This window comes from Acidovorax sp. SRI_002 (genome assembly GCF_057586455.1).
The window spans coordinates 39,658-61,330 of the sequence record NZ_JBYCZW010000007.1 but is presented as its reverse complement, the minus strand read 5'-3'; the positions used below and the strand labels follow the sequence as shown (position 1 = coordinate 61,330).

Sequence of the window (21,673 nt, the reverse complement as noted above, 5' to 3'; positions counted from 1 at the left end):
TTGACAGGCGCAGCCCGAACGGATTTGCGCCATCTACCCCCATCCAGCACGACGTTCCCGGCGGGGGTAAGTTGTGGTGCCGTCAACAGCCGTTCGCGTGCACGGCAGTGCCTGGGTTGAGCTTCTGGCACGCTTTGACCTGGTTGGATTTGACCCGGTTATCCACCCAAATAGTGATGTGCGGATCCGTGGCCTGATGGCAGCCTTTTTCGACCTCGACCACACCACACGAGTCCAGAATCTGGCTGGCCAGGGGTGCGCTGGAACGGCGGTCCTTCGCATTGTTGAGGAACGCCTCAATCTGAGTCTGGGTGTAGGGCTGCCCGGTGGCGCCGTTGTTCACATCGTTGTTGTTGGGTTGATTCCACTGAGGCTGGAATACATAGGTCGGCCTCGCAAAGGCTGTGCCGCACAGCAGCAACACGCAGACCGCAGTCATGAATTTTTTCATTGCCAAGTTCCCCTTCATGCCTACTCTGTGACGATTTTCGGCGCCCTCGGCTTCATCACGTGTTGATGAAGTGAGCCCATGGTGGCGCCACCAAAGCGGTTTGGCGATTACAGGAAATTACAGCGAAGCTACTCCCAACGTTTGGTGCATTTCACACATTGAGCGTGGGGGCGGGCCTGATCAGCGGCTTGCGGTGGTGGAGCACGGAGTACCCGCCCCCATCGAACGGGGCCGCCGAATCGTCCACAGCGCCACAGCCATCAGCCCCACGCCGCCCAGTTGGATGGGGCTGAGCGTGCGGCCATACACCACCCAGTCCACCAGCACCGCCGTGAGCGGATATACAAACTGCAGCACCGCAATGCGCCCCAGCCCCAGGCGCGACATGCCGGCAAACAGCACCACATACGCCAGGCCGGTGTGCAGCACGCCCAGGCCCAGCAGCCAGCCCCACGCGGCGCTCTGCTGCGGCCAGCCCAGCACAAAGGGCGCCCACGCCAGCGCCACCGCACCCACCAGGCACTGCCACAGCGCCATGGCAAAGGGGCTGATGGTTTTCTGCGTGTTGGCGAGCAGCGTCACGCCCGCATAGCAGAGTGAGCCGCCCAGGCACATCAGTACGCCAGCCACATAGCTGCCGCCGCCGGTGCTGCTGGCCGCTGCGACACCTGCGGTGCCGTCGAGCAAGCCCGTGGTCAGCACCAGCCCGCCCAGCGCGGCCAGTGTGGCCAGCCACTGCGTGGGCGACACGGCCTCGCGCAAGAACAACGCGCCAAAAACGATGACCCAGATGGGCTGGATGTGAAAGATCACGGTGGCCACGGCAATCGATGTGCGTGGGATGGCTGCAAAAAAAAGCGCCCAGTTGAGCACCATGAGCACGCCCGTAGCGCAGGCCACCCAGCGGGCACGGCCGTGCAGAAAAAGTTGCTGTCCCCGCCCCGTGGCCAGGCACCAGGCCAGCAGCGCCAGTGCACCGAATGCGCAGCGGAACCACACCGTGACCAGCGGGTGCTGGCCCGCCTCTTCCACAAACACGCCGATGGTGCCCAGCAGCACGCCACCGGCGATGAGCAGCCACTGGCCGTCGCGCTCGCGCGTGATGGCATTGGCATTGACGGGCAGCGGTGTGGTGGCCAGGGATGGCGATGCGACGGTGCTGGCTTTGGAGTGGTTCATGCCGCCGATGCTCACGCTTTACAGGAATCCTGTAAAACGGATAAATCGAACAGCTACCATTCGATAAACGAATTTACCAACCCACCGAGAGCCCCACCGCTGTCGTCACTGGTCCGACCGATAAAGGCCCCCATGAACTACCCAGACTTTCAGATCGACTGGCTGCGTGCCTTTGTGGCCGTGGTGGATGCAGGCTCGCTCTCGGGCGCGGCGCCGCTGGTGCACCGCTCCCAGTCGGCCGTGAGCATGCAGATCAAGAAACTGGAGGCCGCGCTGGGCCGCCCGGTGCTGCTGCGCGGGCCGCGCCACCTGGAGGTGACGCCAGCGGGGGCCGAGCTGCTGTCGTATGCGCGCCGCGTGCTCGATTTGCAGGCTGAGGCACATGCCGCATTGTTTGGCCCCAAGCTGGCGGGCCGGGTGCGGCTGGGGGTGCCCGACGACTATGCGTCGGCCTACCTCACGCCAGTGCTGCGCAGCTTTTCGCACCGCTACCAGGGGGTGGAGATTGAGCTGACGTGCGAGCAGTCCACGTCGCTGATCCCGCGTGTGGTGAAGGGCGAGCTGGACCTGGCGCTGGTCTCGCAAGACAAGCCGCAACGCGGGCGCTTCTTGTTCGACGAGCCGCTGGTGTGGGTGGGGGCCGCCCAGTTCGAGGCCTGGCGGCGCGACCCGCTGCCGATTGCGGTGTATGAATCGGCCAGCATGGCCCGGCAGGCCACCCTGGCCGCGCTGGGCACGCGGCGGCGGACCTACCGCATCGTGTACCACAGCTCCAGCCTGGCGGGCCAGCTGGCTGCTGTGGAGAGCGGTTTGGCGGTGGCGGTGCTCACGCGGTGCAGCGCCCCGGCCCATTTGCAAATCTTGCAGAACCTGCCGGCGGAGTTTGACCTGCCGCCGCTGGCTTCGATGAACGTGGCGGTGCTGCGCAGCAAGGTGTCGCTGCGCTCACCGGCCGTGGATGCGATGTATGAGCAAATGGTGCGAACCTTGGGCCGACGGGGCGAACTCCTGCCCAAGGCCTGAGCGCTGCCTCCTTGGGTTCAGGGCCTCAGGCCGCCAGGACGTGCTCTACCAGTTTCTCGCGCGGCCCCAGCAGCGCATCGCCTCCGATCAACCGCAGCGCACCGCCCTGCCCCTTCACCACCAATTGCGGCACGCCGCGGGCACCCACGGCACGCAGCATGGCCTGGGCGCGGGCTACGCGCTCGGCCGCCACGCTGTGCAGTGCGGCGTCGGGTGCCAGCGTCAATGCGGCGGCATCGACTAGGCCCAAAGCCCGCAACAGGTCCGCCAGCACCTCGGGTTCTGCGGTGTCGCGGCCTTCCACATAGCGTGCGTGCTGCAGCGCGTGCAAGGCTTCCAGTTCATGCGCAGGCGCGGTCTGCGCCACGGCAGTCAGCGCGAGGGTGGCAGGGCCTGAATCAAAGCGGCCGGACGCAGCACCCAGAATTTGATCGCGGTAGGCCTGCGTGAAGGGCTGGCCTGTGAGCTGCTGGATGCGCCGGTCGTTGGACCAGGCATAGGCGGCAAACTGCGCGTCCATGGGCCGCGCGCCTGCGCCTGCAAACAGGCCGGTGGGGGCCAGCACCACCTCGACACCCTCCTGCGCTTGCAGGAACTTGAGCGCGGGCGCGGCGGCATAACACCAGCCGCACAAGGGGTCAAACAAGTAGGTCACGGTGACGTTGGGCATGGGTCAGGTTCTTTCTTGAGGGTCTGAGGTTTCGGACGCGGTCAGCGTGGCTTCAAACGCCGCAATTTCTTCGGCCAGCGTGCCCCGGCTGCGGAAGTGGCGGGCTGCGCGGTCGTACCAGTTTTCGGCATCCTCCAAATCACCTTCCTGCAGGTGCAGGATGCCGTGCAGCCAGGCTGCGAGCATGGAGCCATCGTGCTGCACCAGATCGTGCGCCGCGTTCCAGCGCCCGGCGTGCAGGTGCTGCAGGACTTGTTGGAGCGGGTGTGTTGTAGCGGTCACGATCTGGTTCCTTGCTTTCAACAACTTGCTTTGACAGCTTTCAGTACGTCATCTCACCACTTCATCTCGCCCTTGTTGACCTTGGCACCGATGTCCAGCGACAGGCCCATGGGCGCTGCGGGGTAGGCCTTCTTCATCGCGTCGATGAGTTCGGCGCTGGTCTTGGTGGCGGCGGCGTTCTTCTCAAACGCTTGCAGGTAGCCCTTGGTGTAGCTGATGTTGGCGGCATCCAGCGCGCCACCGGCGGGCATGTGGCCGGGCACCACCACGGTGGGCTGCAGGGCGGCCATTTCGTCGAGCTGGGCCACCCAGGCGCTGCGCTCGGCCACCGTTTGTGTGTCGGCCGTCCACACATGGGTGTTGGTGCCAAACACGCCGATGGTGCCCACCACGGCCTTGATGGATGGAATCCACGCATACGGGCGGTGCGCCAGCAGGCCGGTGGTGCCACGGATCTCCACGGTCTGGCCGTCCACGCTCAGCGTGTTGCCAGCAATCGCCTTGGGCAGCACGGGCGTGCGCGGTGCATTGGCACCCATCTTGGGGCCCCAGAAGGCGAGCTTGCCAGCCAGCTTGGCGTTGATCTTCTCCAGCACGGCGGGCGTGGTCACCACGTCGGCCTTGGGGAAGATTTCTTTCAGCGTCTCGACGCCAAAGTAGTAGTCGGGGTCGGCCTGGCTCACGTAGATGGTCTTCAGCTCTTTGCCCGTGTCGAGCACGTTGGCGGCAATGCGCAGCGCATCGGCACGGGTAAAGCCCGCATCGATGACCATGGCCTCTTTGTCGCCATAGACCAGCGTGGAGTTGACGTTGAAGCTGTTGCCGTCGGCGTTGTAGACCTTGACCTGCAGGGGCTGGGCTGCTTGGGCGCCCGCGAAAACGAGTGACAGGGTGGCGGCGATGAGAGTGGTGCGGAACATGGTGGGTTCTCCAGGGTTTTGAGAGGTTGGCGTTGATGACAGAATGAAGTTTATTTGCGCCAATCGATCCAATAAACCGGACAATTCGCACATATTTGTTTCTCCAATCGATCAAATAACCCCTTATGGACCGCCTGACCGCCATGCATGTGTTTGCCGAAGTCGCCACCAGCGGTAGCTTCAGCGCCACGGCCGACAAACTGGAGATGTCACGTGCCATGGTCACGCGCTACGTGGGCGAGATGGAGCAGTGGCTGCAGGCGCGGCTGCTGCAGCGCACCACCCGCAGCGTGACGCTGACCGACGCGGGCGAGCACGCGCTGCGCCGCTGCCAGCAGATGCTGGCGCTGTCGCAAGACCTGGAAGAAGAAACTGCCACCACCACAGAGGGCGCATTGCGCGGGCAACTGCGGCTGACCTGCAGCGTGTCGTTCGCGTTTGCGCAGATGGGTGCGGCGATTGCGGACTTTCTGGCGCAACACCCGCAGCTCAAGATCGACCTGGACGCGAGCGAGGGATCGCTGAACCTGGTGGAAAAGCGCATCGACCTGGCCATCCGCATCAGCGCCGAGCCCGACCCGCTGCTCATCGGCAGGCCACTGGCGCGGTGTGATTCGGTGCTGGCGGCCTCACCCGCCTACCTGGCCGCGCACGGCGTGCCACAGCAGCCTGCCGACCTGGCGCAGCACCGGTGCCTGAGCTATGCCAACTTTGGCAAAAGCGTGTGGCAGCTGACGCAGGGCGATGTGGTGGAACGCGTGGGCGTGAGCGGCCATTTCAGCGCCAACGAGGCCACCACGCTGATGCGCGCCGCGCTGGCGGGCGGCGGCATTGCGATGCAGCCGACGTATCTGGTCAACCCCTACCTGCACAGCGGCGAGCTGCAAGCCGTGTTGCCGGGCTGGGACTTGCCGGTGATGACGATCTATGCGCTGTACCCGTCGCGCCGGCACTTGTCGCCTGCGGTGCGGGCGCTGCTGGATTTTTTGGTGGAACGGTTTGCCGGGGTGCCGTGGTGAGGGATGGTCGCCTCGGCTTAATTACTTCAAATTTGATAGCTGCTAGCGCTTTTCCATCAGGCGGTAGAGGCCCATTTGGCTTGATTTTCACAACCCTTTGAAAGCGCGCTGACACTCCCTCTCCCCTGGTGAGAGAGGGAGTGAAGCCCGGCGCAGCGCGTGTTGCCACCCGCCGCTACCGAGCTTGCGGCTTACTCGGCCTCGATACCTGCTGCCTTGATCACCTTTCCCCACTTCTGGGTTTCGGCGACCTGGAACTTGGCGAGTTCATCGGGCGTGGTGGTCCAGGCTTCCGAGCCCGCGTTCTCGAAGAAGCTCTTGGCCGCTGCGCTCTTGATGGCGGCGGTCAGCAGCTCGTTGAGGCGCGCCACCACCGGCGCGGGCGTGCCTGCGGGCACGTAGGCCGCAAACCAGTAACCCATGTCGTAGCCCTTCACGCCCGCTTCGTCCAGCGTGGGCACATCGGGCAATTGCGCGCTGCGCTTTTGGGTGGAGTAGCCCAGCGCGCGCAGCTTGCCCGCCTTGACCTGGGGCACGCCGGTGGAGGTGTCGGTGATCATCAGGTCGATCTGCCCGCCCAGCAGGTCGGTGATGGCCAGCGGGTTACTCTTGTAGGGCACGTGCAGGATGTCCACAGCCGCCAGCTGCTTGAGCATTTCGCCCGCCATGCGGCTCGATGAGCTGCCGCTGCCGAAGCTGAGCTTGCCGGGGTTCTTCTTGGCGAAGGCCAGCAGCTCACCCACGTTCTTGTAGGGCGCGCTGGCGTTGACCACCAGCACCTGGCCGCCCTTGCCCAGACCGGTGACGGGCGCAAAGTCCTTCACCGGGTCGTACGAGAGCTTTTTGTACAGGTGCTCGTTGGCGGCGTGGGTGGTGTTGGTGGTGATGAGCACGCTGTACCCATCGGCCGCCGACTTGGCCACGGCCGACGCGGCGATCATGCCGCTGGCGCCCGCCTTGTTGTCGATGACCACAGGCTGCTTGGTGTCGTTGGTGATGGACTGGCCCAGCGCGCGCGCCAGCTGGTCGGTGGCGCTGCCTGCGGCAAAGGGCACAACGAAGGTGATGGCCTTGGCGGGGTAGGCACCGGCCGCCTGGGCCAGCGCAGCAGGTGCGTGCAGTGTGCCCAACGCCAGTACGGCAGCAGTGGCGAGCAGAGCGCGGCGGGGGGATGAATGGGTCATGTTGTCTCCTGGTGTTGGTATGGATGAAAAAGCGAAACGGGAGGTCTAGGCCGTGGGACCGCCAAAGTGCTGCGCCAGGTGCGCGGGCACGGTGACGGGCATATCGAGCAGCAGATAGCTCAGTGCCTTGCCGTGGCTGTCGAGGTTGAGCGAGTCGTTCACGCCGCCGTCGAGCACGTCGTCCAGCACGATGTTCATGGCATGCAGTTGCGGCAGCAGGTAGCGCGTGACCTGGCGCGGGCGGCGCTGCGCGAACTGGCGTGCCACGGCGGCCTCGGTGACCTGATCGACCAGCACATCCCACAGCGCGGGGTGCCAGGCGATGACGCTGATGTTGGAGCGGTTGCCTTTGTCGCCGGTGCGGCTGTGAGCAACTCGATAAAGCGGAACGGTGATGGTGGTTGTCATGGTGTGTGTACTCCTCAGAAGCTGAGAATGAATCCGGCGTGGCCGAGCGGGCCGCACAAACGTGCGCCATCAAGGCCCAAAGCACAGCCATAGCTCGGGCTATGGCGAGCATTTGCAACGCCGAGGGCGTGCGTTTTTGCGGCACGAGCGGGCATGAGGGATTCGTTCACAGCTTCTTAGCCCACCATCTCAAACCGCACGGCCACGGCATCGCGCGGCACCAGGCACGACACCGTGCCCAGGCGGGGCCGCATGGCGGTGCGCACGCCGCCACCGCCTGCGGGGCCGCAGGTGTAGAGCGCGGTCACCTCGCGCACCAGGCGCTGGGCGATGGCATGGTCGCGGTGCTGCAGGGCCACGCGCAGGCGCACATCGCGGGTGTCACGGCTGTCGCTAGCGGGCGCATCCAGCCAGCGGCTGGTGTCGTCGCCAAAGATGCTGGTCACGCCAATCAGGTCAATGCGCAGTGGGCCCAGGCCGTGCAAGCGCTCGCGCAGCACCTCGCCCGCCAGCCGGGCACGGGCCTCGGCGCGCGGGCCGGCGTAGGAGATTTCGCCCTCGGCAAACCAGCCCGATTCAAAGCACACGTTGACCTTGAGCGTGTCGGGCCGCGCGTGGCCCTGCACGCCCTCCAGCCGCACAGCGTCGGCGCCCACCGTGGTCACGCGGGCGGTGGTGATGTCGGCCACCACATCGGGCGTGAGGTACGCCGCCGGGTCGTGCAGCTCGTACAGCAGTTGTTCTTTCACCGTGCGTTCGGTGATGCAGCCGCCCGTGCCCGGGGGTTTGGTGATGGTGCAGTGGCCGTCGGCGTCGATCTCGGCGATGGGGTAGCCCAGTTGCGCCAGGCCCGCCACATCCTTGTAGCCAGGGTCGGCAAAGTAGCCGCCCGACACCTGTGCGCCGCATTCCAGCAGATGCCCGGCCATGGTGGCGCGGGCCAGCCTGTCCCAGTCGTCCAGCGCCCAGCCGTAGTGCGCCAGCGCAGGGCCCAGCACCAGCGAAGGGTCGGCCACGCGGCCGCAGACCACGATGTCCGCGCCCGCGCGCAGCGCGTCGGCAATGGCCTGCGCGCCGATGTAGGCGTTGGCGCTGACGATGGGCTCGGTGGGCATCGTGCTGCCCAGTGCACCCTGCAGCAGCGCGCGGTGTTCGGGGCCGCTCAGGTCGTCGCCCTGCAGCACGGCAATGCGCGGGCGGGCCAGGCCCAGCTCGGCCGCCAGCGCGTGGATGCGGCGCGCGGCACCGTGCGGGTTGGCCGCGCCAAAGTTGCTGACGATGCGCACGCCGTGCGCCAGGCACTGCGCCAGCACGGGGCGCAGCAGGTCCACCAGCAGGGGTTCGTAACCTGCATCGGGGTCAGTGCGGCGCGCGAGCTGGGCCAGCGCCAGCGTGCGCTCGGCCAGGGTCTCGAAGATGAGCACCGCAGGCTGGCCGCTGGCGATGAGCGCCTGCACCACGGGCAGGGCCGCGTCAGTGCGGTCGCCCGAGAAGCCGGCGGCGCAGCCCACGAGCAGGTTGGTTTTTTGGTCGTTCGGCATGAATCCGTTGTCTCCTGAGCGTGACTGTAGGAACATGGCTGTATTCTGTGAAATCGATTGTTACTATGAATCCATCTGAAAAACAGATGAATCACACCCACCCCGCATGAGCGCCCCCCACCTCTCCAGCCGCCAGCTCGACGCCTTCCTCGCGCTGGCCGAGCAGCGCAGCTTCACGCGCGCCGCCACGTTGTGCCATTTGTCGCAGCCCGCGTTCAGCGCCCTCATCCGCGCGCTGGAGGACGACCTGGGCCTGCGGCTGTTCGACCGCAGCACGCGGCATGTGGACCTCACGCCCGAGGGGCAGAACTTTCTGGAGTCGGCCCGCCGCATCCGCGCCGAAATCACCAGCGCCCTGACCGCCGTGCGCAGTGCCGCCACGCTGCAGCGCGGGCGTGTGGCCGTGGCGCTGCTGCCGTCACTGGCGGCGGGCTGGCTGCCCGGTGTGCTGGCGCAGTACCGCACGGCGCACCCAGGCATCGAGATCGACATTGCCGATGTGCTGTCCGAGCCCTGCATCGACCGCGTGGCCAGCGGCCATGCCGACTTTGCGCTGGCCGCCATCCGCGCCGACACGCCCGCGTTGCAGGCCGAGCCGTTCTGCAGCGACAACTTCTACCTGGTGTGCCCGGCCGACCACCCGCTGGCCCGCCGTCGCAAGGCCATCACCGCGCAGGACCTCGCCGCCTGGCCCTTCATCCACCTCGCGCGCACCAGCAGCGTGCGCCAGTACCTTGAGGCCGCCCTGCACCCGCAGGCCATGCACACGCTGATGGAGGTGGAGCAGCTCGCCACCGTGATGGGCATGGTGCGCGCGGGGCTCGGCATCAGCGTGGTGCCCGCGCTCACGCTGTTCCACTTTGACCAGCCGGGGCTGGTCACGCGGCCGTTGTCGCTGCCGGGGCTGACGCGGCAGATCTATCTGGTGCGGCGGCGGGACGAGAGCCTGTCTGTGGCGGCGCAGGCGCTGTATGCGCAGGTGATGGCGCAGCGGCCATGATTCACAGGCGGCAAAAAATTAAAAATTTGATAGCTATCAGCGCTTATGCAACAAGCGCTGGCGGCCAAATTTGCTTGAAATCCAGCCGTCTAGGTGGCGGCTGCGCGCGCATAGCTCACGGTCAGCATCTCCCACTGGTGCCCATCGGGCTCGTTCCAGTACACGATGCGGCCACCGTGGGCTGTGTCCACTTGGCTGTCCACGGGGCCGTGCACCGCGCTGCGGTACGGGATGCCCGCCGCCTGGATGCGCGCGAGGATGGCGTTGAACTCCGCATCGCTCACGCGAAAGCAGTAGTGGATGCGCGGAAGGGGCTCGGGCCATTCGTCGAAGTCGATGGTGAAACCATCGTTCACGAACACAGGGGAAAACGGCCCCACGCCGGTTTTGGACCAGGGCACGCCGAGCAGTTCGGCCAGCAGCCGGGCGGCGGCCAGCTTGTCGCGGGCGGGCACCATCAGGTGATCGAGCTGGATGGGCATTGTCCAAACCTCCTGTAGAAGTCCAAGCCCTCGCGGCCTGGGGGGATCAGATGGCCGCAGTGTAGGGGCTGCCGCTGGGGTTCAACCCGCCAGCGGAAACTACCCCAGGAGCCTCTGCAGGAATCGAGCGGCACTGGTGCGCTGCGCATAGGGATGGGCTGCCAGGCGCAAAGCGCAGCAATAGCCGTAGCTATTGCGAATATTTGCTTGCGACGCAGACCGCCCGATCCGCAGATGCACACGGCGCGGTGATTCGTGCAGAGGCTTCCTAGGCTTCATGCTCACCCGCGACCCAGCACCGCCAGCTCCTGGTGCAGCAGCAACTCCACCTCAGTCGGCTCGAACTGGTCCTGCAGCAGTGGGATGGCAAAGCGGTATTCGCCGCCTTCGTGTTTGCGCAGCACATAGGCCAGCTGCAGGCGTGCCAGTGACTGGCGCAGGGCCTGCGCGTCGCCCGCGATGCCGTGGCTTTGCAGCAGTTGGGCCAGGGTGACCAGGCTGGTCTGCCCGGCCTGGGCTGTGTGGTAGACCACGATGCGGTCGAGGCGGCAGGCGGCTTCGTCGTGGCTCAGGCGGCCCCAGCCGGCCAAGGCGTCTTGCACGGCTTGCGAGGCCAGGGCCTGGGTGAGGTGGCGGGCTTCGATGACACGTTCGCCGGGCAACAGCGCCTCCAGGCATTCCTGGCACAGGATGGCCACCAGGTTGGCACGCTGGCCGCTGGCATCGATGAGGCGATCCACCAGTTTTTCGTTGTCAAAGCCCAGGCGCAGCTTGCGCAGTGGCTCGGTGGCCAGTTCGCGGCAAGCGGCGCGCTCCAGGCCGCCAATGGCCAGCACCTCGCCAAAGTTGCGCAGTGGGCTTTGGTAGTCGAGCACGGCCGTGGCGTACAAATCCCAAAAGCCCGCCAGCATGAACCAGCAGCGGCCCTCTTCGCTGAGCGCGCGCAGGGTGGACAGCTGCACGTAGCCGTTGGCCGATTCATCGCGGAAGAACAGGTCGGCCTCGTCGATCAGCAGCACCAGGCGCTTGCCCTGGTACTGCGCCTGCAGATGATCCACGATGGCTTCAAGCGGCGTGTCGGCCGGCAGTCCAAACTGCAGCGCCATGCGCGGCGCCAGGCGGTGATCGCGCAGCGAGACGTAATGGCACACAGTGTGCGGATGGCCCGCCATGCGGCGCTGCACGGCCTTGAGCAGGCTACTTTTGCCGAGCTGGCGCCCACCCACCACCAGGTAGTTGGCGGGCTCGCGGTTGATGACACGCGCCAGCAGCTGGGCGCGGCCGAAGAAGGCGCCTTCGCGCGTGACGCCGCCGCGCGTCTGGTACGGCGAGATGCGGGTGATGCGCAGCTGCGCGGCCAGTTGGCGCAGCAGCGCTTGCAGCGCCTCGCCGCCGATCAGCCATTCGGTCTGGCTGGCGCTGTCCACCATCACATGCAGATTGGCGCGGTCGTCGGCATGGGCGCGCAGCAGCGGCCAGGGGGTATCCACGCTGTGCTCACACAGGATCAGCAGCACGTCGCTGCCGGTCTGCACGGCGCGCAGCTGGCGCAGCACGGCGGCTTCGTCGATGCCGGGCGTGGGCACAAAGACCAGGCAGCGGTCCAGCGACACGGGCAGGTCGGGCGGGAACAGCCACTCAAACACCGCACCGGGCAGCGCCCAGTCGGTGCTGGGCTGGCAGCGTGCCGACACGCGCTCGGCCAGCGCGCGGGCCAATGCCGGGGCGCGCTCGCCGCCCGTGGCCTGGGCGCAGGCCACGGCGCGGCGCCAGTCCACCATGCGAATGTCGGCAGCGAGCAGCGTGGGTTCCAGCCGCCGCAGCCAGCGCAGCAGCCGGTCGATCTGAGGCAGCCGCGCCAGCGGGGTGCGGCGCAGGCGCGCGGGCCGCAGCTGCCCGGCGCCGATCATGGGGTGGCGCACCACCCATACCACGGCGCCTGCGGCAAAGATCACGCCGCACCACAGGATGAGCGAGCGCAGCCAGCCGAACGGGTCTGCGTCGGGTGCGGGTTTGACGGGCTCGAAGTCGTCGGAGCTGCCTTCCAGGCAGTTGATGGGCAGGTAGCCCGGTGGAATGGGTGGGTTGCCGGGGCGGCACGTCCAGGTGTGGGTGCCGGGTTTGAGCTCCACCACCACCTGGGTGCCCGCCAGCTTGCCCAGCTCGGGGTTGTGGGCAATGTCGGCCTGCAGCACGTTGGGGCGCGGGGAGGTGACGCGCAGCTGCGGGTTGGCAATGCGCGGTGCGTATTGGTGGATGTCCTTGGGCCAGCCATCCAGCTCGTTGCGCGCCTCGATCATGGCGACGCGCCACTGCACCAGTTCGCCCCACACCGGGCCTACATTGACCGACGCCAGGAACGAGCCCCGCGTGACCGGGTTGAGCTGCGGCGTGAACAGCGCGCTGGCCACGAACAGCGTGACCACCGCAATGACCACGGCACGCACCACGGCCCTGGAGAAAAAGGGGCTCAAGCGTTCGAGCATGCGTCCAGCACCATCAAGCCTGCATCGCGGATGGTGGCGCAGCGCCAGTGCAGCCGCGCCGCATCGCCCGTGCCGCGCACGTGGATGAGGTTGCCCCAGAACAGGCTGCGCAGTTCGTCGTCCTGCAGATAGGGCCGCGCGCGGCCTAGATCGTCGGCCTGCAGCAGCTGCTGCAAGCGCGTGCGCGTGGCGGGCGCCTGGGCCAGCGGCAAAAAGGTTTGCCACAGGCGCGGGCTGCTGGTTAGGTGGGTGCGCAACGCAGCAGACGATGCATGACCATCACCCACCCCTTGGTCTACCAGCCACTGCAACCCTTCTTCAAACAACGCGGGATGGCCGCCGCTGAGCGCCTGCAAGTCGGCCACCACGGGCTCGGTCCAGGTGTGCTCGGGCCAGCGGTGGCGGGCCAGTTGCGTGAGGTCGTCCAGCGACGGGTCGGGCCAGTGGTGGACCTGCGCAATGTTGAGCAGGGAGAGATCGCCACTGCGGTATTTGAGGTCGGCCAGCGCCTGCCCGCCGCACAGCAGCAGGTGCAGGCGGCCGCTGTGCATCTCGCTCAGGCTGCGCAAGATGCCCGCCAGGGTTTCGCGCAGTGCGGGCGTTCCCTGCTCAAAGCGGCTGACCAGGCAGAAGATGCGCTCACCCGCCATCAGGCGGCGCTCCAGCGCGGATTCAAACTCGTAGTCCGACGCCACATCGCCCAGGCCACATTGGCGGCCGATGGCGGCGAAGTATTCGGCGGGCACGGTGCTCACGCTGTAGGGCGGCTGGATGTGCAGCACCGAGCCTTCGCCGTACTGCGCGCGGGCTCGCTGCAGCAGCTCGTGCCGGAACGGCGGCTGGCCCCAGTGCGCGGGCGACAGCAGCAGCGAGATGGGGTATGGCACCGCCTGGGCCAGTTGCGCAAACACCTTGTCCTGGAACGCGGCAAACGGCTGCGCACCGGTGGATTCGGCCTGCAGGGGAAATTCTGGCGCAAACCCTGCTGCGCTGAGCAGGCGGTTGGCCTCGCTTTCAGTGAGGCGCAGGTAGCGGGTGCAGGCCACCAGCTTGTCGCGCGAGCGAGGGTTGGGCACCGAGATGCCGTTGCGCCAGTTGTTCACCGCCTCACGGCTCAGGCCGATCTCGGTGGCCACACCCGAGGCGCTGGCGCGGATGCGGCGCATGTAGACCGACAGAAGATCGGCAAAGGAATCAGGGGACATGGAGTTGTGGACTAACGAAGGCTGGTACACCGAGCCAAAACCAAGGGCAGCGAAAAACATGGGGATGGTGGGCAGGCATTGTCAGCCTTGCCAGACCACCGCCATCCCACTGCGCACTGCGGATGCACTACGCCAGGCGCTGCACCATGGGCCAGGCCTTGTAGCTGGCGAGGCCACAGGCCGTGAGTACCGGGCTGTACAGCACCATGGCGCCGACCACCGACATCAGCCAGCCGGGCTCTTCGTACTCGTCGGTATCGTCGGCCTTGGCTGTCGCGCCCTCCTTCAAGGGCTCCTTGCTGCGCCCCTCTTCTTGGCCCTCGCCCGAATCGCCTGTCATCTCCTGCACCAGCATCACGGCCACCACCAGCAGCGAGATGGCCAGCAGCGCCAGGTAGCCGTATTGCAGCGCGGGCTGCGTGAGCGGATAGAAGTAGCCCGCCAGCAGCGCGGCCGGGGCCAGAAAGAACACGTGCATCATGAGCCGGTACCAGGGAAAACCGTCCGCCGGCCTCTCCAGGGCCCCCATGACCATGCGGTAGGTCAGCGCCCCCAGCACAAAGATCACCCCACCCCACCATTCGATTTGCGTCAGCATGTTGTTGTTCTCCGGAGATTCTTTTACTGGGGTGCCATCACCGTGGCGGGGCCATCGTCGCCAGGCTGGTCGGCGTCATCGTCTCCGTCGTCCCCGCGCAGCTCCTTGTGCTCAGTGACCATGTAGTACAGCGGCAGCGCCACGGCCAGAACCAGCCCCAGGCCCATCCACAGCCAGAAGCCTTTGAACAGCAACACGGTGACGACCGTGAATGCCACCGCATGCACCAGCCCCTTGAGCCCGGCGCGCAGCAGCAGCACGGCAATGAGGCCCTGCATGGGCGATTTGCCGCTCTTGCCCATGGCCTGCGCCATTTCCACGAAGGCCTCGGCCGCCTCCCGGGCCTCGCGCATGCGCTTTTCCTCCTGCTGGCGCAGCTTGGCCACGGCAAGGGGCTTGGCCGGGTCTTTGGAGCAGGCATAGGGGTCATCGGCCTCACCACCCTCCTCGCCGCCGTTGCCCTGGCCTTCGCCACCATGCAGCGCAGGCTCTACCACTGCGCGCCACAGCGGGTTGGCGTCCATGAATGCCTTGCGCGACACCCACTGGCCCCGGTCGAAGTGCATGCGCTCGGTTTCCCCCACCTGGTCGTAGAAGATCTCCAGCACTGCAGCCCGCAGGCCCTGGTCAAACAGGGCTTCGAGCTGGCGCAGCGGTGGTGGGTCGCTCGTACCCGTGTCGAACTGGAGCAGAAGGTGCGTGGAAGCGGCAGATGCCGACGCATTGAACCATTGCGCATCCCACAGGGACTCCAGACTGGAGGCCCCCAGTTTCTCCGCCCAGCGTTGGGCCTGTTCCGTGTTGTCTGAGCACAGGTATTGGTACGTGAGCTGTGCGAGCTTCAGCTTGATCGGGTCTTCGAAAAACAGTTGCAAGGTCAGGGTGTTTTGCGACATGGGAAACGCTGTTCACAGCGGTAGGCATTGCGATGGATTGGAATTGTGTGGACCAGGCCCGCGCATGTCCCCTGCGGGCTTGTCCATGCCGGGGCGGCGCGAGGTTGACAAAACGTCCACCGGCCCGGGTCGCCAAGGCGCTGATTGTCACAAAACGTTCATGCATACTGGCCGACCCGCGCGCGGAGCGCGCTTTCACCACAATTGGAGGGAAAACAACGATGCGATTCGATACCCGCTTTTTTGCCCTGCTGTCTGGCACCGCGCTGATGCTGGGCCCGGTAGCTGCGCAGACCGACCGGGCCGCGCCTGCCCGCGCCGCCGCAGCCACCCCGGCCGCCACGAGCTTTGCAGGCAGCCCACGCGAGAAACTGGTGGTGGCCATGCCCAAGACCTATGCCAAAAGCGAAACCATGCTGCTGTGGGGGGACTACTTCAACCACCTGGCGCGCTGCGGCAACATTGATCTGCAGAACCTGCAAGGCGAATCGCTGGAGAAGAGCACCAACATCGATGTGCTGGGCGAAAAGGAACTGATCGACAGCCTCCTCAGCGGCAAGGCACAGCTGGCGCAGGTCAACCCCGGCCTGGTGCCCCAATTGGTGGGCGCTGGCCAGCCTGCCCCGTTTGGTGTGCCCGGCAACAAGGCCAGCGGCAAACGCAATTCCTACACACTGATCCTGATCTCGCGCGTGGACAGCCCTTTCACCAAGCCGCAGGATCTGGTGGGCAAGAAGATTGCCCACTCCACACCCACCTCCAACTCCGGCAACCTGGCGCCGCGCGCGTTGTTCCCGGCCATCGGGCTGGTGCCGGACCAGAACTACGAGGTGGTGTTCTCCAACGGCCACGAGCGCTCGGTCACAGGGGTGATGCACGGCTTCTACCCCGCCGCAGCCGTGGCCAGCGATTTGTACCAACGCATGGTGGTCAAGGGCGATGTGAAGGGCTCCAGCATCCGCACGCTGTGGGAGAGCCCGCCCTTCATGACCGAGACCTGGACGCTGGGCAAGGACGTATCGCCCGAGCTGCAGGCCCGCGTGAAGAAGTGCTCGTACAGCTACAGCTTTTCGCCCAAGCTGCGCCAGCTGCTGCCAGGCAATGACACCTTTTTGCCCATCAATTTCGAGCGCGACTTCGCGACGGTGATGGAGGTCTACACCAAGACGCAGAAGGCGCAGGCTGCCAAGGCTGCCGCCAAATAAGTCCCGGTGTCAAAAGCGTCTATCGCCGCCCCCGCAGGCCGGACTCTGGTTTGCGGGCTCAGATGGTGCAGCAACAGATTGCCGCCATAACACGACAGAGCCAGGAAGAACAGGCCGCCCGGCACCAGCAGACCCTGGCAAGCAGGGATGCAAACACGAAAGCAGCGCCGGTACCGGAAGGCCGTCGTATCCCTGGCAGGTGGAAGCCATCAACACTCTTGTCTGAATGCGGCCACTCAGGGGGACGCATTGCGAGAAGTGCGCCGCGGCAAAGCCACCAACTCCATCTCCGACAGCGCTCCAGAATGGTGGCCTGGATAGGTACGGAACGACGGCAGCGCCACCACACCGATGCACATCCTGCCGACAGCCGCTGCCAGCGCGCGCCTACACACCGGCCCCCTTGCAGTGCCTACAGTGGATCGCACGAACAGCCGCTGCGCAGTGCACATTCCGTCAGGTGCCATAAGGTGACGTCAGGTGCAACGGCAGCCCCGGCAGCAACCCCAGCAGGAGCAAGCCCATGCGCATTCACACCCCACCCCGTGCCCATTCGCCCTGGCCGCTGGTCATCGGCGCTGCCGCAATGATGGCGTTGCTGGCGCTCACGGCCTGCTCCACGCCCCGCGCGCCCGAGGGCATTCAGCCCGTTACGGGGTTTGACGCAGACCGCTACGCAGGCCACTGGCACGAGGTGGCACGCATCGACCACGCCTTTGAGCGCGGCCTGACCCAGACCAGCGCCACCTACAGCCGCAACGCCGACGACACGATCAAGGTGGTCAACCGAGGCTACGACCCAGTGCGCAAGGAGTGGAAGCAGGCCGAAGGCACGGCGCGCTTTGTGGATGAGCCCAAGCGCGCTGCGCTCAAGGTGTCGTTTTTTGGACCGTTTTACGGCGGCTACAACGTGGTGGCGCTCGATGAAAACTACCAGTGGGCCATGGTGGTGGGCTCCAGCACCGATTACCTGTGGATCTTGTCACGCACGCCCACCCTGCCCTGGCATGTGCGCGAGCACCTCATGGAGCGGGCACAGACGATGGGTGTGGATGTGCGCAAGATTCTGTGGATGCCCGCCGCCAGCGAGCAACACGCCAAGCGGGCCGTGATGACCTGAAAAGCTCCAACGCCGGCAAGCGCAAATAGCTATATATTTGATAGCTATTTACGCTTACCTAATAAGCGCTAGGGATCCTCTGCACGAATCGAGCGGCAAGTGTGCGCTGCGGATCGGGATGGGCTGCAAGGCGCAAACCGCAGCAATAGCCGCAGCTATTGCGAGTATTTGCAACGCGGCAGACCGCCCGAGACCGCAGATGCACGCGGCGCGGTGATTCGTGCAGAGGGTCCCTTGATGCCATTTCTATTCAAATATCAGCCGATACCCGGCACGGTGGCCGCCGCCACCAGGCGCTGGGTGTAAGGGTGTTGTGGTGCATCCAGCACGTCGTTCACGCTGCCACCTTCCAACACCGCGCCATCCTTCATCACCACCACGTCGTGCGCCATGGCGCGGATCACATCCACGTCATGGGTGATGAGCAAGTAGCTCAGGCCCTTTTCTTTTTGCAGCCGCTGCAACAAGCCCAACACCTGCTGCTGGATGGTCACGTCCAGGGCGCTGGTGGGCTCGTCCAGCACCAGCACCTGCGGCTGCACGATGAGGGCCCGGGCGATGGCCAGGCGCTGGCGCTGGCCGCCTGAAAATTCATGCGGATAACGCTCCAGCAGACGGGGGTACTGTGCTTCGGCCAGTCCCACCTCTTCCAGCGCGGCCTCGACGCGCATGCGGCGCTGGGCCACGGTCAGTGTGGGCTCGTGCACCTTCAGGCCCTCGCCCACGATCTCTTCGACCGTGAGGCGCGGGGACAGCGAGGAGAACGGGTCTTGAAATACCACCTGCACGCGGCGGCGCAGCTGCTGGTTGGCGGGGGTATTGCGCATGGCAGGTTGCTGCCACGCCTGACCCCCGACCTGCAACTGGCCGGCGTAAGGCAACAGCCCCAGGATGGCCTGCGCCAGCGTGGACTTGCCAGAGCCGGACTCGCCCACCACCCCCAGTGTTTGGCCCGGCAGCAACTGCAGCGTGGCGCCCTGCACAGCCACAAACTCGCCCTTCTTGAACCAGCCCTTGATGCCGGGCAGCGGCGTGGGGTAGACCACGCGCAGATCCTGCGTCTTCACCACCGGGGCAGTGCCTGCGGGCGGATCGGACTCGACCACATCGCGGCGGGGTTGGCTGGCAATCAGGCGGCGCGTGTAGGCGTGCTGGGGTGCACCAAACACCTCGGCAACGGGGCCCTGCTCTACCAGCACGCCCTGCTCCATCACGGCCACGCGGTTGGCAAAGCGGCGCACCAGGTTGAGGTCGTGCGTGATGAGCAGCACGGCCATGCCCGTCTGGCGCTGCAGATCACTCAGCAAGTCCAGGATCTGGCCGCGCAAGGTCACATCCAGCGCGGTGGTGGGCTCGTCGGCCAGCAGCAGCTTCGGGCTGCTGGCCAGGGCCATGGCAATCATCGCGCGCTGGCGCTGGCCGCCTGAGAGTTGGTGCGGGAAGCTGTTGGCCCGGCGTGCAGGCTCGGGGATGCCGGTCTGGGCCAGCAGCTCGATGGCAGCCTGCGCGCACTGGGCGCCGGTCAGGCCTTTTTTGAGCTGCAGGATTTCGGCAATCTGCAGGCCAATCGTCATCAGAGGGTTGAGCGCGGTCATGGGCTCCTGGAACACCATGGCGATGTCGCCACCGCGCACGCCGCGCATCTCGCGTTCGGTCAGCGCCAGCAGGTCGCCCCGCCCTTGCAGCGTTGCCTGCCCGGTGATGGCGGCATTGCCCGCCAGGCGCAGCAGGCTTAAAGCGGTGATGGTCTTGCCGGAACCGGACTCGCCCACCAGCGCAAGCTTTTCGCCTGCGGCAATGCTGAAGTTGACGCCCCGCACCACTTCTTTGGGGCCAAAGCGAACGTGGAGGTCCTGAACCTGCAACAAAGGGGTCATGGCCGTAGGGGTCACTGGTCGGCCTTTCGGGGGTCCAGGGCATCGCGCAGCGCATCGCCCATGAAGGTCAGCAGCAACAGGGTGGTGACCAGCACCGCAAAGGTAGACAGCGAAATCCACCACGCGTCAATGCTGTTCTTGCCCTGGTTCAGCAGTTCACCGAGCGACGGCGTGCCGGGCGGCACCCCCAGGCCCAGGAAGTCGAGCGAGGTCAGCGCCAGGATGGCGCCACTCATGCGGAAGGGCAAAAAGGTGACCACGGGCGTCAGGCTGTTGGGCAGGATGTGGCGCCAGATGATCTGGCTGTTGCTCACCCCCAAGGCCCGGGCAGCCTTCACATAGTCGAGCTGGCGGTTGCGCAGGAACTCGGCGCGCACATAGTCGGACAAACCCATCCAGCCAAACAGTGACAGCAGGATGAGCAGCAGCGCAATGCTGGGCGCGAACACGGCGCTGAAGATGATGAGCAGATACAGCTCGGGCATGGAGCCCCATATCTCGATGAAGCGCTGAAACGCTAGGTCGGTCTTGCCGCCAAAGAACCCCTGGATGGCCCCGGTGAGCATGCCCAGCAGTACGCCGGTGATGGTGAGTGCCAGACCAAACAGCACACTCACACGAAATCCGTACAGCAGCTGCGCCAGCAGGTCGCGCCCCCGGTCATCTGTGCCCAGCCAGTTGTCGGCCGTGGGGGCCGAGGGGTTGGGCGCCTTGGCAAAGTAGTTCAGCGTGTTGGGGCCGTAGGGGTTCAAGGTGTACAGCGCCCAGTTGCTGCCTGCGGTAATGCGCTCCTTGATGAAGGGATCGAGGTAATCGGTGGGGGTTTCGAAGTCTCCCCCGAAGGTCTTTTCGGAGTAGTCCTTGAGCATGGGAAAGTAGGTCTGCCCCTCATAGCGCACCATGAGCGGCTTGTCGTTGCTGACCAGCTCGGCACACAGGCTCACCAGCACCAGGGCGCAGAAGATCAGCAGGCTCCAATACCCCAGGCGGTTGCGCTTGAAGCGCAGCCAGGCACGGCGGGAGGGCGAGAGCGAAGGCGATGCGGAAGCAGAACTCATCAGGGCCATGGATTCGTTCGGGCTAGTCAAACTTCACGCGCGGGTCCACCCACACATAACAAAGGTCGCTGACGAGCTTGGTGACCAGCCCGATCAGTGTGAACAGATACAAGGTGCCCAGCACCACCGGGTAGTCGCGACGGATCACACTCTCATAGCTGAGCAAGCCCAGCCCATCCAGCGAGAACAGGGTTTCGATGAGCAGCGAGCCCGCAAAAAAAGCACCGATGAACGCAGCCGGGAAGCCAGTGACGATGGGAATAAGGGCATTGCGGAACACATGCTTCCACAGCACCTGCCGCTCGCTCAAGCCCTTGGCGCGGGCGGTGAGCACATACTGCTTTCGGATTTCTTCGAGGAACGCGTTCTTGGTCAGCATGGCCGTCACCGCAAAACTGCCCAGCACCATGGCCGTGACGGGCAGCGTGATGTGCCACAGATAGTCCACGATGCGCGCGCCCCAGGTCATTTCATCCCAGTTGGCCGACGTGAGCCCGCGCAATGGAAACCACTGCAACTGCCCACCAAAAATGACCAGCAGCGCCACGCCCAGCACAAAGCCGGGAATGGCATAGCCCACCAGAATGAGCAGCGTGGTTACCAGATCAAAGCGTGACCCGGCGCGCACCGCCTTGGCCACGCCCAATGGCACGGCCACGAGGTAGCTGATGAAAAAAGTCCACAGGCCCAGGCTGATGGAAACCGGCAGTTTCTCCTTCACCAGTTGCCACACATCCTTGTTCTGGAAAAAGCTCTTGCCCAGATCAAACCTCGCAAACTGTCCCAGCATCTGCAGGAAGCGCTCATGGGCAGGTTTGTCAAAGCCGTACAGCGCCTTGATCTGCTCCAGCCGGTTGGGGTCAACGCCCTGCGCGCCCCGGTAGCTCAGGCCGCCCCCCTCGGCGCCGCCACCGCCCACACCGGCCTTGGCCTCGGCCATGTACTGCTCCACCGGGCCGCCCGGCACGAACTGGATCACCACAAAGGTCAGCAAGAGCACGCCCAGCAGCGTGGGCAGCATGAGCAAGACACGTTTGAGAATATAGGCAAACATGGGTGGGCGGTCTTA

At 65.5% G+C, this 21,673-nt stretch carries 21 protein-coding genes; 5 read left to right on the top strand and 16 right to left on the bottom strand.

What is annotated here, in order from left to right:
• Nucleotides 1-82: 82 nt before the first annotated feature.
• Nucleotides 83-451: a hypothetical protein gene (locus tag AC2YJX_RS19585; RefSeq protein ID WP_147433748.1), complete on the bottom strand. Its 369-nt coding sequence runs from the start codon at nucleotides 449-451 to the stop codon at nucleotides 83-85.
• A 180-nt stretch (nucleotides 452-631) separates the two neighbouring features.
• On the bottom strand, nucleotides 632-1,630 hold the full coding sequence (locus AC2YJX_RS19580) for a DMT family transporter (RefSeq protein ID WP_487257021.1): 999 nt from the start codon (nucleotides 1,628-1,630) through the stop codon (nucleotides 632-634).
• Between the two features lie 132 nt (nucleotides 1,631-1,762).
• Here AC2YJX_RS19580 and AC2YJX_RS19575 point away from each other — a divergent pair, with 132 nt between their 5' ends.
• Complete coding sequence (locus AC2YJX_RS19575) at nucleotides 1,763-2,653, top strand: LysR family transcriptional regulator (RefSeq protein ID WP_228894824.1); 891 nt, start codon at nucleotides 1,763-1,765, stop codon at nucleotides 2,651-2,653.
• Between the two features lie 25 nt (nucleotides 2,654-2,678).
• Here AC2YJX_RS19575 and AC2YJX_RS19570 read toward each other — a convergent pair whose 3' ends face one another.
• Genes AC2YJX_RS19570 through AC2YJX_RS19560 form a run of 3 tightly spaced genes read right to left on the bottom strand, consistent with a single transcriptional unit; the run spans nucleotide 2,679 to nucleotide 4,525 of the window.
• A complete protein-coding gene (locus tag AC2YJX_RS19570; RefSeq protein WP_487257020.1) occupies nucleotides 2,679-3,323 on the bottom strand; it encodes a DsbA family protein in 645 nt (214 codons plus the stop codon).
• 3 nt (nucleotides 3,324-3,326) lie between these two features.
• A complete protein-coding gene (locus tag AC2YJX_RS19565; RefSeq protein ID WP_487257019.1) occupies nucleotides 3,327-3,605 on the bottom strand; it encodes a hypothetical protein in 279 nt (92 codons plus the stop codon).
• A 53-nt stretch (nucleotides 3,606-3,658) separates the two neighbouring features.
• Nucleotides 3,659-4,525, bottom strand: a complete 867-nt coding sequence (locus tag AC2YJX_RS19560; RefSeq protein ID WP_487257018.1) for an MBL fold metallo-hydrolase — start codon at nucleotides 4,523-4,525, stop codon at nucleotides 3,659-3,661.
• A gap of 125 nt (nucleotides 4,526-4,650) precedes the next feature.
• Here AC2YJX_RS19560 and AC2YJX_RS19555 point away from each other — a divergent pair, with 125 nt between their 5' ends.
• On the top strand, nucleotides 4,651-5,544 hold the full coding sequence (locus AC2YJX_RS19555) for a LysR family transcriptional regulator (protein WP_487257017.1): 894 nt from the start codon (nucleotides 4,651-4,653) through the stop codon (nucleotides 5,542-5,544).
• Between the two features lie 191 nt (nucleotides 5,545-5,735).
• On the opposite strand, the gene AC2YJX_RS19550 is transcribed toward AC2YJX_RS19555, so the two are convergent.
• From AC2YJX_RS19550 to AC2YJX_RS19540, 3 genes are all read right to left on the bottom strand, one after another.
• The gene (locus AC2YJX_RS19550; RefSeq protein WP_487257016.1) at nucleotides 5,736-6,728 is read right to left on the bottom strand and encodes a Bug family tripartite tricarboxylate transporter substrate binding protein; all 993 of its coding nucleotides are present in this window, start codon (nucleotides 6,726-6,728) and stop codon (nucleotides 5,736-5,738) included.
• Between the two features lie 45 nt (nucleotides 6,729-6,773).
• Entirely contained in the window at nucleotides 6,774-7,136 is a 363-nt protein-coding gene (locus tag AC2YJX_RS19545) for an AtuA-related protein (protein ID WP_487257015.1), read from the bottom strand.
• A 176-nt stretch (nucleotides 7,137-7,312) separates the two neighbouring features.
• Nucleotides 7,313-8,677 carry an acyclic terpene utilization AtuA family protein gene (locus AC2YJX_RS19540; protein ID WP_487257014.1) on the bottom strand — a complete coding sequence of 455 codons (1,365 nt, stop codon included), beginning with the start codon at nucleotides 8,675-8,677 and terminating at the stop codon, nucleotides 7,313-7,315.
• Between the two features lie 106 nt (nucleotides 8,678-8,783).
• On the opposite strand from AC2YJX_RS19540, the gene AC2YJX_RS19535 reads away from it, so the two are divergent.
• A complete protein-coding gene (locus tag AC2YJX_RS19535) occupies nucleotides 8,784-9,677 on the top strand; it encodes a LysR family transcriptional regulator (protein WP_487257013.1) in 894 nt (297 codons plus the stop codon).
• Nucleotides 9,678-9,766: 89 nt separating this feature from the next.
• On the opposite strand, the gene AC2YJX_RS19530 is transcribed toward AC2YJX_RS19535, so the two are convergent.
• From AC2YJX_RS19530 to AC2YJX_RS19510, 5 genes are all read right to left on the bottom strand, one after another.
• Complete coding sequence (locus AC2YJX_RS19530; RefSeq protein ID WP_487257012.1) at nucleotides 9,767-10,159, bottom strand: VOC family protein; 393 nt, start codon at nucleotides 10,157-10,159, stop codon at nucleotides 9,767-9,769.
• A gap of 281 nt (nucleotides 10,160-10,440) precedes the next feature.
• The gene (locus AC2YJX_RS19525; protein WP_487257011.1) at nucleotides 10,441-12,645 is read right to left on the bottom strand and encodes an ATP-binding protein; all 2,205 of its coding nucleotides are present in this window, start codon (nucleotides 12,643-12,645) and stop codon (nucleotides 10,441-10,443) included.
• The gene (locus tag AC2YJX_RS19520) at nucleotides 12,630-13,850 is read right to left on the bottom strand and encodes a hypothetical protein (RefSeq protein ID WP_218299506.1); all 1,221 of its coding nucleotides are present in this window, start codon (nucleotides 13,848-13,850) and stop codon (nucleotides 12,630-12,632) included. The genes AC2YJX_RS19525 and AC2YJX_RS19520 overlap by 16 nt, the downstream gene beginning before the upstream one ends.
• A gap of 127 nt (nucleotides 13,851-13,977) precedes the next feature.
• Nucleotides 13,978-14,448, bottom strand: a complete 471-nt coding sequence (locus AC2YJX_RS19515; protein WP_121506749.1) for a hypothetical protein — start codon at nucleotides 14,446-14,448, stop codon at nucleotides 13,978-13,980.
• Nucleotides 14,449-14,471: 23 nt separating this feature from the next.
• Nucleotides 14,472-15,344 (bottom strand): hypothetical protein, encoded by an 873-nt coding sequence (locus AC2YJX_RS19510; RefSeq protein ID WP_487257010.1) that lies wholly within the window; start codon nucleotides 15,342-15,344, stop codon nucleotides 14,472-14,474.
• Nucleotides 15,345-15,565: 221 nt separating this feature from the next.
• Here AC2YJX_RS19510 and AC2YJX_RS19505 point away from each other — a divergent pair, with 221 nt between their 5' ends.
• Together AC2YJX_RS19505 and AC2YJX_RS19500 are read left to right on the top strand one after the other, a co-directional pair.
• Nucleotides 15,566-16,549: a PhnD/SsuA/transferrin family substrate-binding protein gene (locus tag AC2YJX_RS19505; protein ID WP_255577578.1), complete on the top strand. Its 984-nt coding sequence runs from the start codon at nucleotides 15,566-15,568 to the stop codon at nucleotides 16,547-16,549.
• A gap of 523 nt (nucleotides 16,550-17,072) precedes the next feature.
• Nucleotides 17,073-17,669: a lipocalin family protein gene (locus AC2YJX_RS19500; RefSeq protein ID WP_487257009.1), complete on the top strand. Its 597-nt coding sequence runs from the start codon at nucleotides 17,073-17,075 to the stop codon at nucleotides 17,667-17,669.
• A gap of 257 nt (nucleotides 17,670-17,926) precedes the next feature.
• On the opposite strand, the gene AC2YJX_RS19495 is transcribed toward AC2YJX_RS19500, so the two are convergent.
• The 3 genes from AC2YJX_RS19495 to AC2YJX_RS19485 are packed head-to-tail and all read right to left on the bottom strand — an operon-like array spanning nucleotide 17,927 to nucleotide 21,658.
• A complete protein-coding gene (locus AC2YJX_RS19495) occupies nucleotides 17,927-19,546 on the bottom strand; it encodes an ABC transporter ATP-binding protein (protein ID WP_487257008.1) in 1,620 nt (539 codons plus the stop codon).
• An 11-nt stretch (nucleotides 19,547-19,557) separates the two neighbouring features.
• Complete coding sequence (locus tag AC2YJX_RS19490) at nucleotides 19,558-20,604, bottom strand: ABC transporter permease (RefSeq protein ID WP_487257007.1); 1,047 nt, start codon at nucleotides 20,602-20,604, stop codon at nucleotides 19,558-19,560.
• Between the two features lie 22 nt (nucleotides 20,605-20,626).
• Nucleotides 20,627-21,658 carry a microcin C ABC transporter permease YejB gene (locus AC2YJX_RS19485; protein WP_487257006.1) on the bottom strand — a complete coding sequence of 344 codons (1,032 nt, stop codon included), beginning with the start codon at nucleotides 21,656-21,658 and terminating at the stop codon, nucleotides 20,627-20,629.
• Between the last annotated feature and the right edge of the window lie 15 nt (nucleotides 21,659-21,673).